Origin of the sequence: Xanthomonas sp. JAI131 (assembly GCF_013410075.1) — a bacterium.
Taxonomy (GTDB): Bacteria; Pseudomonadota; Gammaproteobacteria; order Xanthomonadales; family Xanthomonadaceae; genus Xanthomonas_A; species Xanthomonas_A bonasiae.
In genome coordinates, this window is record NZ_JACCCN010000001.1 from 1,337,565 (window position 1) to 1,351,397 (window position 13,833).

Here is a 13,833-nt window from a genome sequence, read left to right on the forward strand (position 1 = left end):
TAGCCTCATGCACCCAACTGCGCGAGACGCTTCGCGCCGGACCCCCTCTACCGGCGGGAGAGGGGCTTACGGCTACTCCCTTCTCCGTGCCCCGCAGGGGCGGATGAGGGTACGGGCGCAGCCTCGTGCACCCAATTCCACGAGTCGCTGCGCGCCGGACCCTCACCCCAACCCCTCTCCCGGGGGGAGAGGGGCTTACGGCTGCTCAGCGCAGCAGCACCGATACGCCGAGGCCGCCCTGCCAATCCGACGTCGGCGCGGACAAGCCGCGCAGCACCGACAGGTCCAGCTGCACGCGCTGGGCGATCAACCAGGTCAGCCCGGTGCCGAGCGCGCGCATCTCGTCCTCGCCGCCGCCGATGCCGGCTTCGGCATAGGCGCTGAGGTCGCCCCGCGCGTAGAACGTATAGCTCGGCGACACGGTCCAGCCGTGGCCGTCGTCGCTGTCGCTGAGGTTGGCGTACAGCGCGACATTACGGCCGCCGTCCAGGTCCCAGCCGGCGCTGACGCCGAGATCGTAGCGATGCCCATCGTCGCCGTACGGCGCGCGCCCTACCGGCACCGCGGCGGTGCCGAGCACGGCCCAGGAAAACGTGTCGCGCGTGCTCGGCAACGCCCATTTCAAACCGATGCTGGCATCGCCGCCGCCATGCCCGCGGAAATCCTCGCCGGTGCCGCGCACGCGCTGCCAGACCTGGCTGTCGATGGCCAATTGCAGCTCCGCCTGCGCGCTCAGGCCGATCCGCAGGCGGCTGTCGGCCACGTACTCGGTGGTGTGCACGCCGCCGCTGCGGTCGTAGCTCACGTCCGACAGCGCCTGCTCCCAGGCGATGCCGCCGGCCGGCAGGGTCTGCGACGCGAAGCCGATGCCGGGGCGGTCGAACGCCGGCGCGTCGTCGGCATGGGCGACGCTTGCGGCGCCCAGAGCGCCGAGCACCAGCGCGCAATGCAGGAACGCCACGGCGCGATGCGTTGCGCATGCGCCGCGGCTGCGGACCTGCACGCGCAACGGCGCAACGGAACTGGCTGTGGTCATGGTCTGCCTCCGCAAGAGCGAGCGCCGCCGCTCACGGCGCCGTGCCCGATTCTGCCTGCACCGCCTTGAAGTGCGCCGTGAAGCCCGGCAACAGCAGCCGATTGCCGTAGCCGCTGAGGTGATCGGCATCGAAGAACAACGGGTGCCCGTCGCGCATGCCGGCGCAACGCTGCGGCTCGCACAGCACCGGCAACGGATCCCAGACCGAGGCATGCGGCAGCCGCGCGGCGATCCGCTGCAGGCTCTGCAGCACCGGCGCGCGGTAGCGTTCCATCGTGTCGCGCTGGATCTGCGTGCCGCGCGCGCAGATCGCGTTGCCGCGGTTGAACCAGTCCGAACAGCGGTACGGCGGAGCGCGCAGCAATGGCTTGGGCGCCTCGAACACGATGCGCACCCCGCGCTGCGCCAACGGCTGCAGCAACGCGACCGCCGCCTCTTCGCCGGCAGCGCGTACCGCCTGCGCCTGCGCACTGTCCTGCTCGGCCATCACCGCCGCCTCGTCGAACAGCTGGGTCTGCTCGGCCAGGCGCAGCAGGCGCAGCGCCGGCAGGAACAGCACGTCGCCGTCGCGCGCATGCGCGGTGACATCGGCCAGGGTGCTGCGCTCGTAGGCCTGGCAACCGGCGTGCGTCGCCTGCCAGGCCTGCAGGCCCACGATCGGACACCCGCCGACGCCGTACAGGCGCACCGCCACACCGCTCTGCAGCGCGAAGCGGCGCAGCAGTTCGTTGTAGGCCAGCGCATGCGAATCGCCGGCGACGAACAGCTGGGTCGGCTTGCGCGGCGTCTCCAGGCCGCGGTCGCGCAGGTCGCAATCGCCGCGCTCGAACAGCTTGGCGCTGCCGACCTGCAGCTCCGCCCGTCCGGTCTTCAGCGTGCAGCGCGGGAACTCCTTGCGCATGCCCTTGGCATACGCGTACCAGTCCAGCGGATGCCGGCTCACCGTGCTCAGCGAGTAGTAGCGCTGCGTGTCCAGCAGCAGCGCATGCACGCCGGCGGCGAGCAGGATCAGGCCCAGCCCGGCGGCGATGGTGCGCGCCGGCGTGCGCGCCTTGCCGATGCGGCCGCTGCGCCATGGCAGTTCCACCCAGCGGTACGAGGCGATCGCCAGCGCCGCCACCAGCAGCAGCGCCACCGCTTTGGCCAGCGCCGACTCCAGGCCCACGGTCCAGCGGAACAGCACGAACACCGGCCAATGCCACAGGTACAGCGAATAGGAGACGCGGCCGATCGCCACCACCGCGCGCTGCGACAGCGCCCGCTTGATCCAGCCGGCGGGCGCGCCATGCAGCAATCCCAGCAGGCCCAGCGTACCCAGTACCGGCCACAGGCCGTCGGGCCACGGCGAGTACCCGGGGCGCGCACGCCACAATCCGTAGCCGACCAAGCCCAGCGCCAACGCCAGCAGCGGCGAACGCCAGTTCCAGGCCGCACGCGGTGCCGGCGCAACGCCGGCATCGAAGCGTCCGCTCAGCGCCAGCGCCTGGTACAGCAGCACGCCGCTGCCCAGTTGCCAGAAGCGCGCGGTGGTCAGGTAGAACGCAGCGCCGGCCTCGCCGCCACCGCGGCTGCGCAGCAGCGCATACGCCAGCGAACCGGCCGAGGCCAGCGCCACCAGCAACGTCGACCACGCGCGGCCGCGGCCGCCACGGTTCCAGGCCAGGAACAGCAACGGGAACAGCAGGTAGAACTGCTCTTCCACGCCCAGCGACCAGGTATGCGTGTACGGATTGAACTCGGCCTTCGGCGAGAAATAATCGTTGTCGCTGGCGGCCAGCACCCAGTTGCTGAGGCCGACGAAGGCCATGCGCCCGGTCTTGGCGCTGGTCTCGCTCAACCAGGAGTCGGGAATGAACAGGCCGCTGGCCAGTGCGGTCGCCAGCAGACAGGCCACCAGCGCCGGCGCGATGCGGCGCATGCGCCGCGCATAGAACTGCGCGAACACGCCCCAGCTGCCGGCCGCCGGCAAGCGCTGCAGCGAGGCGCTGACCACGAAGCCGGAGATCACGAAGAACACGTCGACGCCGGTGAACCCGCCCGGCAGCCAGGCCGGATCCAGGTGGTAGGCGATGACCGCCAGCACCGCGAGCGCGCGCAGTCCGTCGATATACGGCAGATAGCCGCCCGCCGCGTGCGCGGGCGATGACGGGTGCAGGCGCCCGGCCCCTGCGCGCCCCATCCCTGGGAAAGCCACGCTTACCAGACCAGGTCGTCGGGGATCTGGTACTTCGGATCGGCGTAGGGATCCTCTTCGGCCGTGGCGTTCGGATCGACCCGCAGCGCCACCGACGCCGGGAAGATCGCCTCGGCCTGATCCAGCAGCGCCGCGGTCACCAGCAGGTAGCGGCCGTTCTGCTGCAGCACACCCAGCTCGCCGGCATTGAGCGCCTTGAGCTGCTCGGCGGTGACGTAGATGCGCTTGATCTTGCCGCCATAGGGGAAATGGCGGGCGATGTCGGCCTCGGCGTGGTTCAGCGCCTGGTCCTTGAGCAGTTCGTCGAGCTTGGCCCGCGCCTCGCGGCGCAGCCGCGCCTGTTCCTGCTTGAGCCGCTCGGCCTCGATGCGCTCGTCCTTCTCGCGCTGCGCACGGATCGCATAGGCCTTGGCCAGGTCGATGTCCTCGCGCGTGCGCGGCGGCCGTGCGGCATGCGGCCGCGCCGGCTGCTGGCCAGGCGCGCCCTGCGGCCTGCCCGCACCCTGCGGACGGCCGCGGCCGTCGCCTGCCGCATGCGGACGCGCGGCGCCGTCGCCGCGCGGACGGCCGGCGCCGTCATGCGCACGCGCGCCATCGGGCTTGCCGGCGGCATGCGGGCGTTCGCCACGCGCGCCGGCCGGCTTGTGGCCGTGCGCCGGACGCTGGCCGGGCCGCCCTCGCGAGGGCGGCGCGGGCGTGGCGTTGCGCTCTGGGCGTTCGGGTTTCGGCACAGGCTTGAAGCCCAGGCCCAGCAGCTGGTCGCGGAGGGTATCGCTCATCGTGGCAGGATCGGATCGGTATCAATAATGCGGAGGGGGTGGTTCGTCGGCGGCATCGGCATACAGCGTGCTGCGCACCTTGCCCAGGTCTTCGAGCAGATGGCGCAGCAGCGTGGCGTTGCGTTGGCTTTCGGCACGCGCCTCGGCCAACGCATCGCTCACCTCGGACAGCGCCTGTTCCTGGAAGGACAGGCGCGTCTCCAGCTCGATCAACCGGTTCTCCAGCAGTCGATCCTGGGTGGAGAAGTCATGCTTCACTGATCGAACGCCCGCGGCCGATGCCATAGTAAGCGAGGCCGAAGGTCTCGATTTCCTGCGGATCGTAGAGATTGCGGCCGTCGAACACCACCGCATCGCCGAGCAGTTCCTTCATCCGGGTGAAATCCGGGCTGCGGAACTGCTTCCACTCGGTGACCACGACCAGCGCATCGGCGCCTTCCAGCGCCGCGAAGGCGTCCTCGCAGAAACTCAGGTCGCCGCGTTCGCCGAAGATGCGCTTGGCTTCCTCGGTCGCCTCCGGATCGTAGGCACGCACCGTCGCCCCGGCCTCCCACAGCTGCGCCAGCAGGCGGCGGCTGGACGCGGCGCGCATGTCGTCGGTATTGGGCTTGAACGCCAGGCCCCACACCGCGAAGGTCTTGCCGGCCACGCTGGCGCCGCCGTAGTGGCGCTGGATCAACTCGTACAGATGGCCCTTCTGCGCCTCGTTGACCGCTTCCACCGCATCCAGCAGCTTGGCCTCGTGGCCGTACTGCTGCGCGGTGCGCGCCAGCGCCTGCACGTCCTTGGGGAAGCACGAGCCGCCGTAGCCGGCGCCCGGGTAGATGAAGTGCCAGCCGATGCGCGGATCCGAGCCGATGCCCTGGCGCACCTTCTCAACGTCGGCGCCGACCCGCTCGGCGATGTTGGCGATCTCGTTCATGAAACTGATCTTGGTCGCCAGCATCGCGTTGGCCGCGTACTTGGTCAGTTCGGCCGAACGCACGTCCATCTCCACGATGCGGTCGTGATTGCGGTTGAACGGCGCGTACAGGCGGCGCAGGCGCGCGGCGGTGCCCGGCTTGCTGCTGCCGATCACGATCCGGTCCGGACGCATGCAGTCGGCGACCGCGTCGCCTTCCTTCAGGAATTCCGGATTGGACACCACGTCGAACTCGATCGTCTCGCCGCGCTTGTCCAGCTCGGCGGCGATCGCCGCGCGCACCTTGTCGGCGGTCCCGACCGGCACCGTCGACTTGTTGACCACCACGGTCGGTCCCTGGATGTGCTGGCCGATGGTGCGGGCCACCGCCAGCACGTACTGCAGATCGGCGCTACCGTCCTCGTCCGGCGGCGTGCCGACGGCGATGAACACGATATCTCCATGCGCGATGGCGCTGGCCGCATCGGTGGTGAAGAACAGCCTCCGTGCGGCGTGATTGGCCTTGACCATCGGCGAGAGGCCAGGCTCGTAGATCGGGACCACGCCCTTGTTGAGCCCATCCACTTTGGCTTGGTCGATGTCCACGCATACCACGTGATGGCCTACCTCGGCCAGACAGGTTCCGGTGACAAGCCCGACATAGCCGGTGCCGAATATCGCTACGCGCATGTAATCTCCTTTCGGTTATTGAAGGATGCCCAACAGTTCAACGTCGAAGGTGAGCATGGAATCCGGGCCGATCGGGCCGCCCGGCGTGCCCTGCGGGCCGTAGCCCAGGTTCGACGGAATCCAGAAACGGTACTTGGAGCCGACCGGCATCAACGCCACGCCCTCGCTCCAGCCCGGCACCACCTGGCTGAGCGAGAACTCGGCCGGCTGCCCGGTCTTGTACGAGCTGTCGAACACCTCGCCATTGAGCAGCTTGCCTTCGTAGTTCACCCGCACTTTGCTGGTCGGCATCGGCCGTTCACCGCTGCCCTGGCGCAGCACCATGTACTGCAGGCCCGACGGCGTGGTGACCACGCCCTTCTGGGTCTTGTTCTGGGCCAGGAAGGCATTGCCCTTCTCGCGGTTCTCGGTCGACGCGGCGGCCTGCTTGGAGGCGCTGTAGGCCTGCAGCGTGGCGGCCGCCTGCTCCTGGGTCATCGCGGTGTCGCCCTTGGCGAACACGGTGCGCACCGCGCCCATCAAGGTGGCCAGATCGATCTCGTTCTGGATCCGCGCCAGCGACGGGCCGACCGCGCGATCGCCGAGCATCAGGCCCACGTTCTGCTTGGACACCGGCGGCGGCTGGCTGCCCGGCGCCATGCCCGGGATCGGCTGCCCGGCGCGCGCGGCCATCTGCGTGCGCAATGCGGTGTCGGTGGCCTGCGCCTGCTCGTCGGACAGCAGCGGCTTGCCGCCCTTGAACGCGTTCTCGATCGCGCGCTGCATGGCGTCCAGGTCGATGTCCTGGGCGATCGGCTCGAACGAACGCGCCACATCCATGCCGATCGCGTAGCTGACCTTCTGCTTCTCGCTGCCCAGCGCCGCCGGCTTGGCCGCCGCCGGCGCCTGCGCGGACGCGGCGCCCGCGACCACCGCCATCCCCATCAACAGCGACGCCACGGCGCCGCGCATTCCCATCTTCATTCGCTACGTTCCTGGAAGTGAATTAGAGGCGCCGCCATGGCGCAGAGGCCGCATTGTCGCATGCGCGGCAACGATATCGACCCGGATTCAATGTGATCCCGGCTGCGCTTTCAGTTCGCGTTCGATGGCCGCACGCAAGGACGGATCGTCCGGCGCGATCTTGCTGGGGAACTGCGCGACCACGCGTCCGTCGCGCGCGATCAGATACTTGTGGAAGTTCCAGCCCGGCGCCACGCCGGTGGCCTTGGTCAGCTGCTGGTACAGCGGCGTCGCCTCGGCGCCGAGCACATGCACCTTCTCGAACATCGGGAACTTGACCCCGTAGGTCAGCGTGCAGAATTCCTGGATCTGCTTCTCCGATCCGGGCTCCTGCCCCTTGAAGTCGTTGGACGGGAAACCGAGCACGCTGAAACCCTGCGCGGCGTAGCGCTGCTGCAACTGCTCCAGGCCGTCGTACTGCGGGGTGAAGCCGCACTTGCTGGCGGTATTGACCACCAGCAGCACCTTGCCGCCGTAGGTCTTGTTCAGATTCACCTTGTCCTTGCCGGCCAGCGGACGGTAGTCCAGGTCCAGCAAGGAGGCCGCCCAGGCACTGCCGACGGTGCCGGCAGCGGCCAGGATCGCGAGGAAAAACAAACGCTTGGATAGTTTCATCAGGGCACCGTAAGAGGAAAAAAGAAACGCGCAGGCACTAGGCCATGAGTTGGGGCGATCGCCGTGTTGACATGACGTGTGACGGTGTTATAGTTAAATACAACACCACTCACCCAGAGCAGGGCCAACGATGAACCTCCAACGCATGCAGCGCAGCCTTCCGGCCATGGTCATCGTCGGCGCCCTGTTCTCGGTGAGCTGGGTCGGCGCCCAAGGCAGCCAGGGACGGTCGCCCGATTATGGCGCCAGCGAGCCGCAGGAAGACAGCCACGCCCCTCCCGCCGCGCCCGCGCCGGTGCGGCGGATGCGTGCATCGCTGTCGATGCCCTATTTCTCCTTCGCGCACACCCTGCGTCCACGGAGCTGACCATGAGCGATATCCAATGGAGCGATGGCGCTCCGATCTACCGCCAGCTGAAGGATCGCGTGATCGCGATGATGCTGGACGGCATCATCAAGCCCGGCGACGCGCTGCCCTCGGTGCGCCAGGTCGCCGCCGAATACCAGCTCAACCCGATCACCGTCTCGCGCGCCTACCAGGAACTGGCCGACGAGGCCCTGGTCGAGAAGCGCCGCGGGCTGGGCATGTTCATGACCGAGGAAGCGGCCAAGAAGCTGCGCGGCAGCGAACGCGACCGCTTTCTCAACGAAGAGTGGCCACTGGTGCTGGAACGGATCCAGCGCCTGGGCCTGACATTGGAAGACTTGTTGCCACCGGGGAAAACACCATGACTGCCGCTGTCGCCGCATCCGAATCCGTCGTCTCCGCGCGCTCGCTGCGCAAGACCTACAACCACAAGCCGGCGCTGGCCGATGCCTCCTTCGCGATCGCGCCGGGCCGCATCGTCGGCCTGATCGGCCCCAACGGCGCCGGCAAGACCACCGCGCTGAAGGCGGTGCTCGGCCTGACCGCGGTGGAGGGCGAACTGCGCGTGCTGGGCATGGACCCGCGCAAGCAGCGCAACGAGTTGATGAACGACGTGTGCTTCATCGCCGACGTGGCGGTGCTGCCGCGCTGGATGCGGGTGCGCGAGGCGATCGACTTCGTCGCCGGCGTGCATCCGCGCTTCGACCGCGCCAAGTGCGAGCGTTTCCTGGCCAACACCAAGCTCACCCCCAAGCTGCGCGTGCGCGAGATGTCCAAGGGCATGATCGTGCAGCTGCACCTGGCGCTGGTGATGGCGATCGACGCGCGCCTGCTGGTGCTCGACGAACCGACCCTGGGCCTGGACATCCTGTACCGCAAGGAGTTCTACCAGCGCCTGCTGGAGGACTACTTCGACGAACAGAAGACCATCGTCATCACCACCCACCAGGTCGAAGAGATCGAGCACATCCTCACCGACGTGCTGTTCATCCGCGACGGCCGCATCGTGCTCAGCGCCGACATGGAGCACATGGCCACGCGCTACACCGAGTTGCTGGTGCCGGCCGAGCGCATCGACGCGGCGCGCGCGCTGCAGCCGATCGACGAGCGCGGCCTGCCGTTCGGCAAGACCGTGTTCCTGTACGACGGCGTGCCGCAGGCGCAGCTGGCGGCGCTTGGCGAAACCCGCAATCCCGGCCTGGCCGACCTGTTCGTCGCCATCATGAAGGGGACCTACGCATGAACGCACCCGCAAAGTCCATCTCTGCCCTGACCACCTTCAAGTGGCTGCTGAAGCGCGAATACTGGGAAAACCGCGGCGGTTTCCTGTGGGCGCCGGTCATCGCCGGCAGCGTGATCACCGTGCTGTACGCGGTGCTCGCGCTGATCGGCACCGTGGCCGGCCGCGGCAACGATACCAACAGCATCAACTGGGACGGCGGCCCGCAAAAGGTCAACGAGATCATCGGCGCCGTGGGCGACGGCACCATGCTGGCCGGCGTGTTGCTGGCCTGCATCGTGCTGGGCTTCGTGGTGTTCTTCTACGCGCTGGGTTCGCTGTACGACGACCGCCGCGACCGCAGCGTGCTGTTCTGGAAGTCGCTGCCGCTGTCGGACTTGAACACGGTGCTGTCCAAGGCCGCCTGGGCGCTGCTGCTGGCGCCGATCGTGGCGATCGGCATCGGCTTGCTGATCGGCATCGCGCTGTGGGTGATCACCGCATTGACCCTGTCGGTCAACGGCGTGCAACAGAGCGGCGCCGTCTTCACCCACTCGCATCCGCTGCGCATCATCGGCGGCGTGCTGTCGAACCTGCCGATCTACGTGATGTGGTCGCTGCCGACCATCGGCTGGCTGATGCTCTGCTCGGCCTGGGCGCGTACCAAGCCGTTCCTGTGGGCGGTGCTGATCCCGGTCCTGGGCTGCGTGATGGCGAGCATGATGGGCATCCTGCCGATGCTGCACGTGAACCACAACGCGATCTGGTACACGGTGGTCTACCGCGGCCTGCTGAGCGTGCTGCCGGGCACCTGGCTGCCGGTGCTGAGCGAGAGCGCGCCGCCGGCGCAGATCGACGGCGCGCAGGACCTGGCCAACGCGATCCAGCTCAGCGATGCCTGGCGCATCTTCCAGAGCGCCGACATCTGGATCGGCGCGGCGGTCGGCGTGGCCTTCATCGTCGCGGCGATCTACCTGCGCCGCTGGCGCGACGAAGCCTGATCCGCACCGCTCTCTCTCTTTCCCGATTCCCTCTTTGCATATGGAGTTCACGATGATGCGCAAGACCTTGCTGCTGTCCGCGCTGCTGCTGGTACCGGCCCTGGCCCTGGCCGACGAATGCCGGCATTCGGAGCCACGCAACCTGAAACTGGACCTGGCCGGCGCCAAGAATGTGATCTTCGACGCGCAGCAGAACAACCTCAAGCTGACCGGCGCCAGCAGCGGCGCCGCGTTCGAACTGCGCGGTCGCGCCTGCGCCTCCGATGCGGACATGCTGAAGGAACTGACCGTGCGCCAGCGCCGCGAAGGCGACACGCTGATCGTGACCCTGCAGCACGACGGCAAGATCCACGGCATCAGCTCGGGCACCCGCTATGCCTACCTGGACCTGGCCGGCAGCGTACCCAGTTCGCTGCCGGTGCAGTTGCGGCTGGGCTCCGGCGATGCCGACATCGGCGGCGTGGCCTCGCTCGACGCCACGGTCGGCTCCGGCGACCTGCATGCGCACGGCGTGCGCGGCGCGGTCAGCGCCACGGTGGGATCGGGCGACATCGAGCTGCGCGACATCGGCAGCCTCAGCCTGCCGACGCTGGGTTCGGGCGACGTCAAGGCGAGCCAGGTCGGCGGCGACGTCAAGATCGGCACCGTCGGCTCCGGCGACCTGACCGTGCACGGCGTGCGCGGCGCGGTGCAGATCGGCAGCATCGGCTCCGGCGATGCGCAGCTGCGCGACGTGACCGGCAGCGTGGCGCTGCAGTCGATCGGCTCCGGCGACCTGGAAGTCAGCGGCGTCGGCGGCAACCTCACCGTGGAGCGGGTCGGCAGCGGCGACATCCACCACAGCGGCGTGCGCGGCAGCGTCAACGTGCCCAAGCCGCGCTGATCCGCGGCCTTCCCTTCTCGCTTCGACCGAGGACACACCCATGCAGCATCGTTCCCTGGCGCCAGCCGGCGTCGCCCTGATCGCGCTATTGGCCCTGGCCGCCTGCCAGCCCTCGACGCCGCAGTCCGACCGGACCACCAGCAACACGCCCAGCGCGCGCAGCCTGAGCTTCGACAACGGCGACATCACCCTGAAGGTGTCCGGGCAACCGCCGGCGACCATCACCCGTGCCGGCGACCTGCTGATCGACGGCAAGCAGGTCGCGGTCAGCGCCGAGCAGCATGCCTTACTGGTGTCCTACCGCGCGCAACTCGGCGCGGTCGGCATGCAGGGCCTGGAGGTCGGCAAGCAAGGCGCCGCGCTCGGGGTGAAGGCGGCCGGCGATGCGCTGGCCGGGGTCATCAGCGGCAACACCGACCACGTCGGCGAGAACATCGAGGCGCAGGCCGAGAAGCTCAAGCAGGAAGCGCTGAAGATCTGCGCGCAGGTGGCGACGCTGCGCCAGGCGCAGGACACGCTGGCGCAGCAGCTGCCGGCATTCCGGCCCTATGCCAGCCTCGATGCCAGCGACATCAGCGACTGCGACAAATCGGTCAAGTAATTGCGGCGGTCCCGGCCTAAAATGACCGGGACCCTCCTGCTCCGAATCGATCGATGAAGAAGACGCTAGTCGCCTGGTTTTCCCTGGTCTCGCTGTGCCTGCTGCTGGCGGCGTGCGGCGCGCGCGACGGCGCAGCCTCGTCCTCGCGCGCCGAACGCGGCAAGCCGCGCGTGTCGGTGGACAGCATGACCGTGATGCTGCGCCGCGCGCCGGCCGCCAACGCCTCGATCGGCCCCGACGGCAGCCTGCGCATCGACGACATCGAACTGCCGCTGCCGCAGGCGCAACGCACCCAACTGCAACAGCTGTTCATGCACTTGCAGATGCAGCGCCAGCGCACCCTGGAAACCGCGGCGCCGGACCCGAACATGCGCTCGGTCGGCTTTGCCACCACGCCGGAAATCAGCGCCCTGCAGAGCGCGGTGCTGCACGACATTCCGTCGCTGCAGCCTTACCAGGAAAGCTTCGGCAACCTGCAGGCGGAACGGCGCTGAAGTAGCTGGCGCCTGCCGCACATACGCCATCGGTCCCGGCCGCGGCGGTGACGATGGACGTGCAACGCAGGATCCTGTCGCGGCTGAAGCCGCTCCTACAGTGCACCCGGACATTCCATCGCAGCTCCCCTGCAGGAGCGGCTTCAGCCGCGACAAGCACGGTGGCAAAGGTTCCGGCGTTGGATACCGTCGAGGCCGAAGCGCCTCCCACAGCGCATCCAGGTTGGCGAGCCCATAGGGCTGTTGTGGGAGCGACTTCAGTCGCGACGCGCGAATCTGTGAAGGTGCACGTTTCGGAACTGTGTTGCGGCTGACTGGACGATCTGCCGGAAGCTCGTCCAGCGGCTCCGGTTACGCCTCGTGCGACGGCCTGTCGGCTCCCTGGATCCGCTCCAAACGCGATACGCCTGCCCCCCATGGCACGGCATCCGCCGCACCATGCGAGGCGCCGCGCCGCGCCTCAGCCGCCGCCGCCCGCGCCGGCGTGGATGCCGCCCTTGGTCAGCGCCGTCGGGTCGAGCAGCTTGCGCAGTTCGGCTTCGCCCAGGCCGCTGTCCTCCAGCGCGATCTCCAGCACCGGGCGGTTCTCCTTGTAGGCGCGCTTGGCGATCGCCGCCGCCTTTTCGTAGCCGATGATCGGATTCAGCGCGGTGACCAGGATCGGATTGCGGTCCAGGGTCTCGCGGACCCGATCCTCGCGCACCTTCAGCCCGGCGATCGCCGAATCGGCCAGCAGCCGCGACACGTTGGCCAGCAGGTTGATCGAATCCAGCAGGTTGGCCGCGATCAGCGGCAGCGCCACGTTCAACTGGAAGTTGCCGGTCTGCCCGGCCACGGTGATCGCGGTGTGGTGACCGATGACCTGCGCACAGACCATCACCGTGGCCTCGGGAATGACCGGGTTGACCTTGCCCGGCATGATCGAGCTGCCCGGCTGCAGCGCCGGCAATTCGATCTCGCCGAGGCCGGCCAGCGGTCCGGCATTCATCCAGCGCAGGTCGTTGGCGATCTTGATCAGCGCCACCGCCAGCGCATTGAGCTGGCCGGACAGTTCCACCGCATCGTCCTGCGCCGCCAGGCCTTCGAACTTGTTGTCGGCGCTGTCGAACTTGCAGCCGGTCAGCGCGGACAGGGCCTTGGCCACCTTGCCGCCGAAGCGCGGATCGGCGTTGATCCCGGTGCCGATCGCGGTGCCGCCCAGCGGCAGCCGCCGCAGCCGCTTGAGACTGTCCTGCAGCCGCTCCTGCGCCGAGGCCAACTGCGCCGACCACGCGCCGAACTCCTGGCCGAAGGTCAGCGGCATCGCATCCATCAGGTGCGTGCGCCCGGTCTTGACCACCTTGTCCAGTTGCCTGGCGCGCTTGTCGATGACCTTGCGCAGGTGCTTCAACGCCGGCAGCAGTTGCTCCTGCGTGGCCAGCTGGGCGGAGACGCGGATCGCGGTCGGCACCACGTCGTTGGAACTCTGGCCGAGGTTGACGTGGTCGTTCGGATGCACCGCCGGCGCGCCCAGCTTGGCCGCGCGCGAGGCCAGCGTGGCGATGACCTCGTTGGCGTTCATGTTGGACGAGGTGCCCGAGCCGGTCTGGTAGATGTCGATCGGGAAATGCGCATCGTGCCTGCCGTCGGCCACCTCCAGCGCGGCCGCCTGCACCGCCTTGGCCACGGCCTTGGGCAGCAGCTCCAGGTCGGCGTTGACCCCGGCCGCGGCGGCCTTGATCAGGCCCAGCGCGCGGATGAAGCCGCGCGGCATCGGCTGCCCGGACACCGGAAAATTCTGCACCGCACGCTGGGTCTGGGCACCCCACAACGCCTCGGCCGGCACCTGCAACTCGCCCATGCTGTCGTGCTCGACCCTGAATTTGTCGCTCATTGCGCAATCTCCACATCTGCATAAGAGGAATTCCACCCGGCGCTGTCGCGAGGGACGTCCGGGAAGGCAGGCTGGCGGAGCTGCGGCTGGCGCAGGCATTATCCGCGGCGCAGCGCCCGGCGTCAGCAGTGTGCGCCAGCAGTTGTTAGCAAGGCCTGGAGGCGCGGCGCCGCGGCCG

At 68.6% G+C, this 13,833-nt stretch carries 15 protein-coding genes; 7 read left to right on the plus strand and 8 right to left on the minus strand.

Annotated features, from left to right (window positions below; translation table 11 throughout):
- Positions 1–205: 205 nt before the first annotated feature.
- The 7 genes from HDC36_RS05505 to HDC36_RS05535 form a co-directional block, all read right to left on the minus strand.
- A complete protein-coding gene (locus HDC36_RS05505) occupies positions 206–1,036 on the minus strand; it encodes a transporter (protein ID WP_255432592.1) in 831 nt (276 codons plus the stop codon).
- 31 nt (positions 1,037–1,067) lie between these two features.
- Positions 1,068–3,215: an acyltransferase family protein gene (locus HDC36_RS05510; RefSeq protein ID WP_179565104.1), complete on the minus strand. Its 2,148-nt coding sequence runs from the start codon at positions 3,213–3,215 to the stop codon at positions 1,068–1,070.
- Positions 3,216–3,232: 17 nt separating this feature from the next.
- Complete coding sequence (locus tag HDC36_RS05515; RefSeq protein ID WP_179565106.1) at positions 3,233–4,009, minus strand: DUF2058 family protein; 777 nt, start codon at positions 4,007–4,009, stop codon at positions 3,233–3,235.
- A 21-nt stretch (positions 4,010–4,030) separates the two neighbouring features.
- Positions 4,031–4,267 carry a SlyX family protein gene (locus tag HDC36_RS05520; protein WP_003481221.1) on the minus strand — a complete coding sequence of 79 codons (237 nt, stop codon included), beginning with the start codon at positions 4,265–4,267 and terminating at the stop codon, positions 4,031–4,033.
- Entirely contained in the window at positions 4,257–5,600 is a 1,344-nt protein-coding gene (locus HDC36_RS05525) for a UDP-glucose/GDP-mannose dehydrogenase family protein (RefSeq protein WP_179565108.1), read from the minus strand. The genes HDC36_RS05520 and HDC36_RS05525 overlap by 11 nt, the downstream gene beginning before the upstream one ends.
- Before the next feature lie 15 nt (positions 5,601–5,615).
- Positions 5,616–6,563 carry an FKBP-type peptidyl-prolyl cis-trans isomerase gene (locus HDC36_RS05530; protein ID WP_179565110.1) on the minus strand — a complete coding sequence of 316 codons (948 nt, stop codon included), beginning with the start codon at positions 6,561–6,563 and terminating at the stop codon, positions 5,616–5,618.
- 87 nt (positions 6,564–6,650) lie between these two features.
- Positions 6,651–7,217, minus strand: coding sequence for a glutathione peroxidase (locus HDC36_RS05535; RefSeq protein WP_225209655.1), 567 nt, complete (start codon positions 7,215–7,217; stop codon positions 6,651–6,653).
- A gap of 130 nt (positions 7,218–7,347) precedes the next feature.
- Between HDC36_RS05535 and HDC36_RS05540 the strand changes: the two genes are divergently transcribed.
- From HDC36_RS05540 to HDC36_RS05570, 7 genes are read left to right on the plus strand one after another with little or no spacing between them, the layout of a single operon-like run.
- Positions 7,348–7,584 carry a hypothetical protein gene (locus HDC36_RS05540; RefSeq protein WP_009603375.1) on the plus strand — a complete coding sequence of 79 codons (237 nt, stop codon included), beginning with the start codon at positions 7,348–7,350 and terminating at the stop codon, positions 7,582–7,584.
- 2 nt (positions 7,585–7,586) lie between these two features.
- Positions 7,587–7,949: a GntR family transcriptional regulator gene (locus tag HDC36_RS05545; protein ID WP_046980357.1), complete on the plus strand. Its 363-nt coding sequence runs from the start codon at positions 7,587–7,589 to the stop codon at positions 7,947–7,949.
- On the plus strand, positions 7,946–8,827 hold the full coding sequence (locus tag HDC36_RS05550) for an ABC transporter ATP-binding protein (RefSeq protein WP_179565111.1): 882 nt from the start codon (positions 7,946–7,948) through the stop codon (positions 8,825–8,827). Before HDC36_RS05545 ends, HDC36_RS05550 begins: the two co-directional genes overlap by 4 nt.
- Complete coding sequence (locus HDC36_RS05555; RefSeq protein WP_179565112.1) at positions 8,824–9,804, plus strand: ABC transporter permease; 981 nt, start codon at positions 8,824–8,826, stop codon at positions 9,802–9,804. Before HDC36_RS05550 ends, HDC36_RS05555 begins: the two co-directional genes overlap by 4 nt.
- A 55-nt stretch (positions 9,805–9,859) precedes the next feature.
- The gene (locus HDC36_RS05560; protein WP_179565656.1) at positions 9,860–10,687 is read left to right on the plus strand and encodes a DUF2807 domain-containing protein; all 828 of its coding nucleotides are present in this window, start codon (positions 9,860–9,862) and stop codon (positions 10,685–10,687) included.
- Between the two features lie 40 nt (positions 10,688–10,727).
- A complete protein-coding gene (locus HDC36_RS05565; RefSeq protein WP_179565113.1) occupies positions 10,728–11,288 on the plus strand; it encodes a DUF2884 family protein in 561 nt (186 codons plus the stop codon).
- Positions 11,289–11,341: 53 nt separating this feature from the next.
- Positions 11,342–11,782 carry a hypothetical protein gene (locus HDC36_RS05570; protein ID WP_179565114.1) on the plus strand — a complete coding sequence of 147 codons (441 nt, stop codon included), beginning with the start codon at positions 11,342–11,344 and terminating at the stop codon, positions 11,780–11,782.
- Positions 11,783–12,242: 460 nt separating this feature from the next.
- On the opposite strand, the gene HDC36_RS05575 is transcribed toward HDC36_RS05570, so the two are convergent.
- Positions 12,243–13,655 (minus strand): class II fumarate hydratase, encoded by a 1,413-nt coding sequence (locus tag HDC36_RS05575; protein WP_179565115.1) that lies wholly within the window; start codon positions 13,653–13,655, stop codon positions 12,243–12,245.
- Between the last annotated feature and the right edge of the window lie 178 nt (positions 13,656–13,833).

Bases quoted from the DNA above. Each gene is read 5' to 3' on its own strand.
- HDC36_RS05505 (WP_255432592.1), bottom strand. From the start codon at position 1,036: ATGACCACAGCCAGTTCCGTTGCGCCGTTGCGCGTGCAGGTCCGCAGC.
- HDC36_RS05510 (WP_179565104.1), bottom strand. From the start codon at position 3,215: ATGGGGCGCGCAGGGGCCGGGCGCCTGCACCCGTCATCGCCCGCGCAC.
- HDC36_RS05515 (WP_179565106.1), bottom strand. From the start codon at position 4,009: ATGAGCGATACCCTCCGCGACCAGCTGCTGGGCCTGGGCTTCAAGCCT.
- HDC36_RS05525 (WP_179565108.1), bottom strand. From the start codon at position 5,600: ATGCGCGTAGCGATATTCGGCACCGGCTATGTCGGGCTTGTCACCGGA.
- HDC36_RS05530 (WP_179565110.1), bottom strand. From the start codon at position 6,563: ATGAAGATGGGAATGCGCGGCGCCGTGGCGTCGCTGTTGATGGGGATG.
- HDC36_RS05535 (WP_225209655.1), bottom strand. From the start codon at position 7,217: ATGAAACTATCCAAGCGTTTGTTTTTCCTCGCGATCCTGGCCGCTGCC.
- HDC36_RS05540 (WP_009603375.1), top strand. From the start codon at position 7,348: ATGAACCTCCAACGCATGCAGCGCAGCCTTCCGGCCATGGTCATCGTC.
- HDC36_RS05545 (WP_046980357.1), top strand. From the start codon at position 7,587: ATGAGCGATATCCAATGGAGCGATGGCGCTCCGATCTACCGCCAGCTG.
- HDC36_RS05550 (WP_179565111.1), top strand. From the start codon at position 7,946: ATGACTGCCGCTGTCGCCGCATCCGAATCCGTCGTCTCCGCGCGCTCG.
- HDC36_RS05555 (WP_179565112.1), top strand. From the start codon at position 8,824: ATGAACGCACCCGCAAAGTCCATCTCTGCCCTGACCACCTTCAAGTGG.
- HDC36_RS05560 (WP_179565656.1), top strand. From the start codon at position 9,860: ATGCGCAAGACCTTGCTGCTGTCCGCGCTGCTGCTGGTACCGGCCCTG.
- HDC36_RS05565 (WP_179565113.1), top strand. From the start codon at position 10,728: ATGCAGCATCGTTCCCTGGCGCCAGCCGGCGTCGCCCTGATCGCGCTA.
- HDC36_RS05570 (WP_179565114.1), top strand. From the start codon at position 11,342: ATGAAGAAGACGCTAGTCGCCTGGTTTTCCCTGGTCTCGCTGTGCCTG.
- HDC36_RS05575 (WP_179565115.1), bottom strand. From the start codon at position 13,655: ATGAGCGACAAATTCAGGGTCGAGCACGACAGCATGGGCGAGTTGCAG.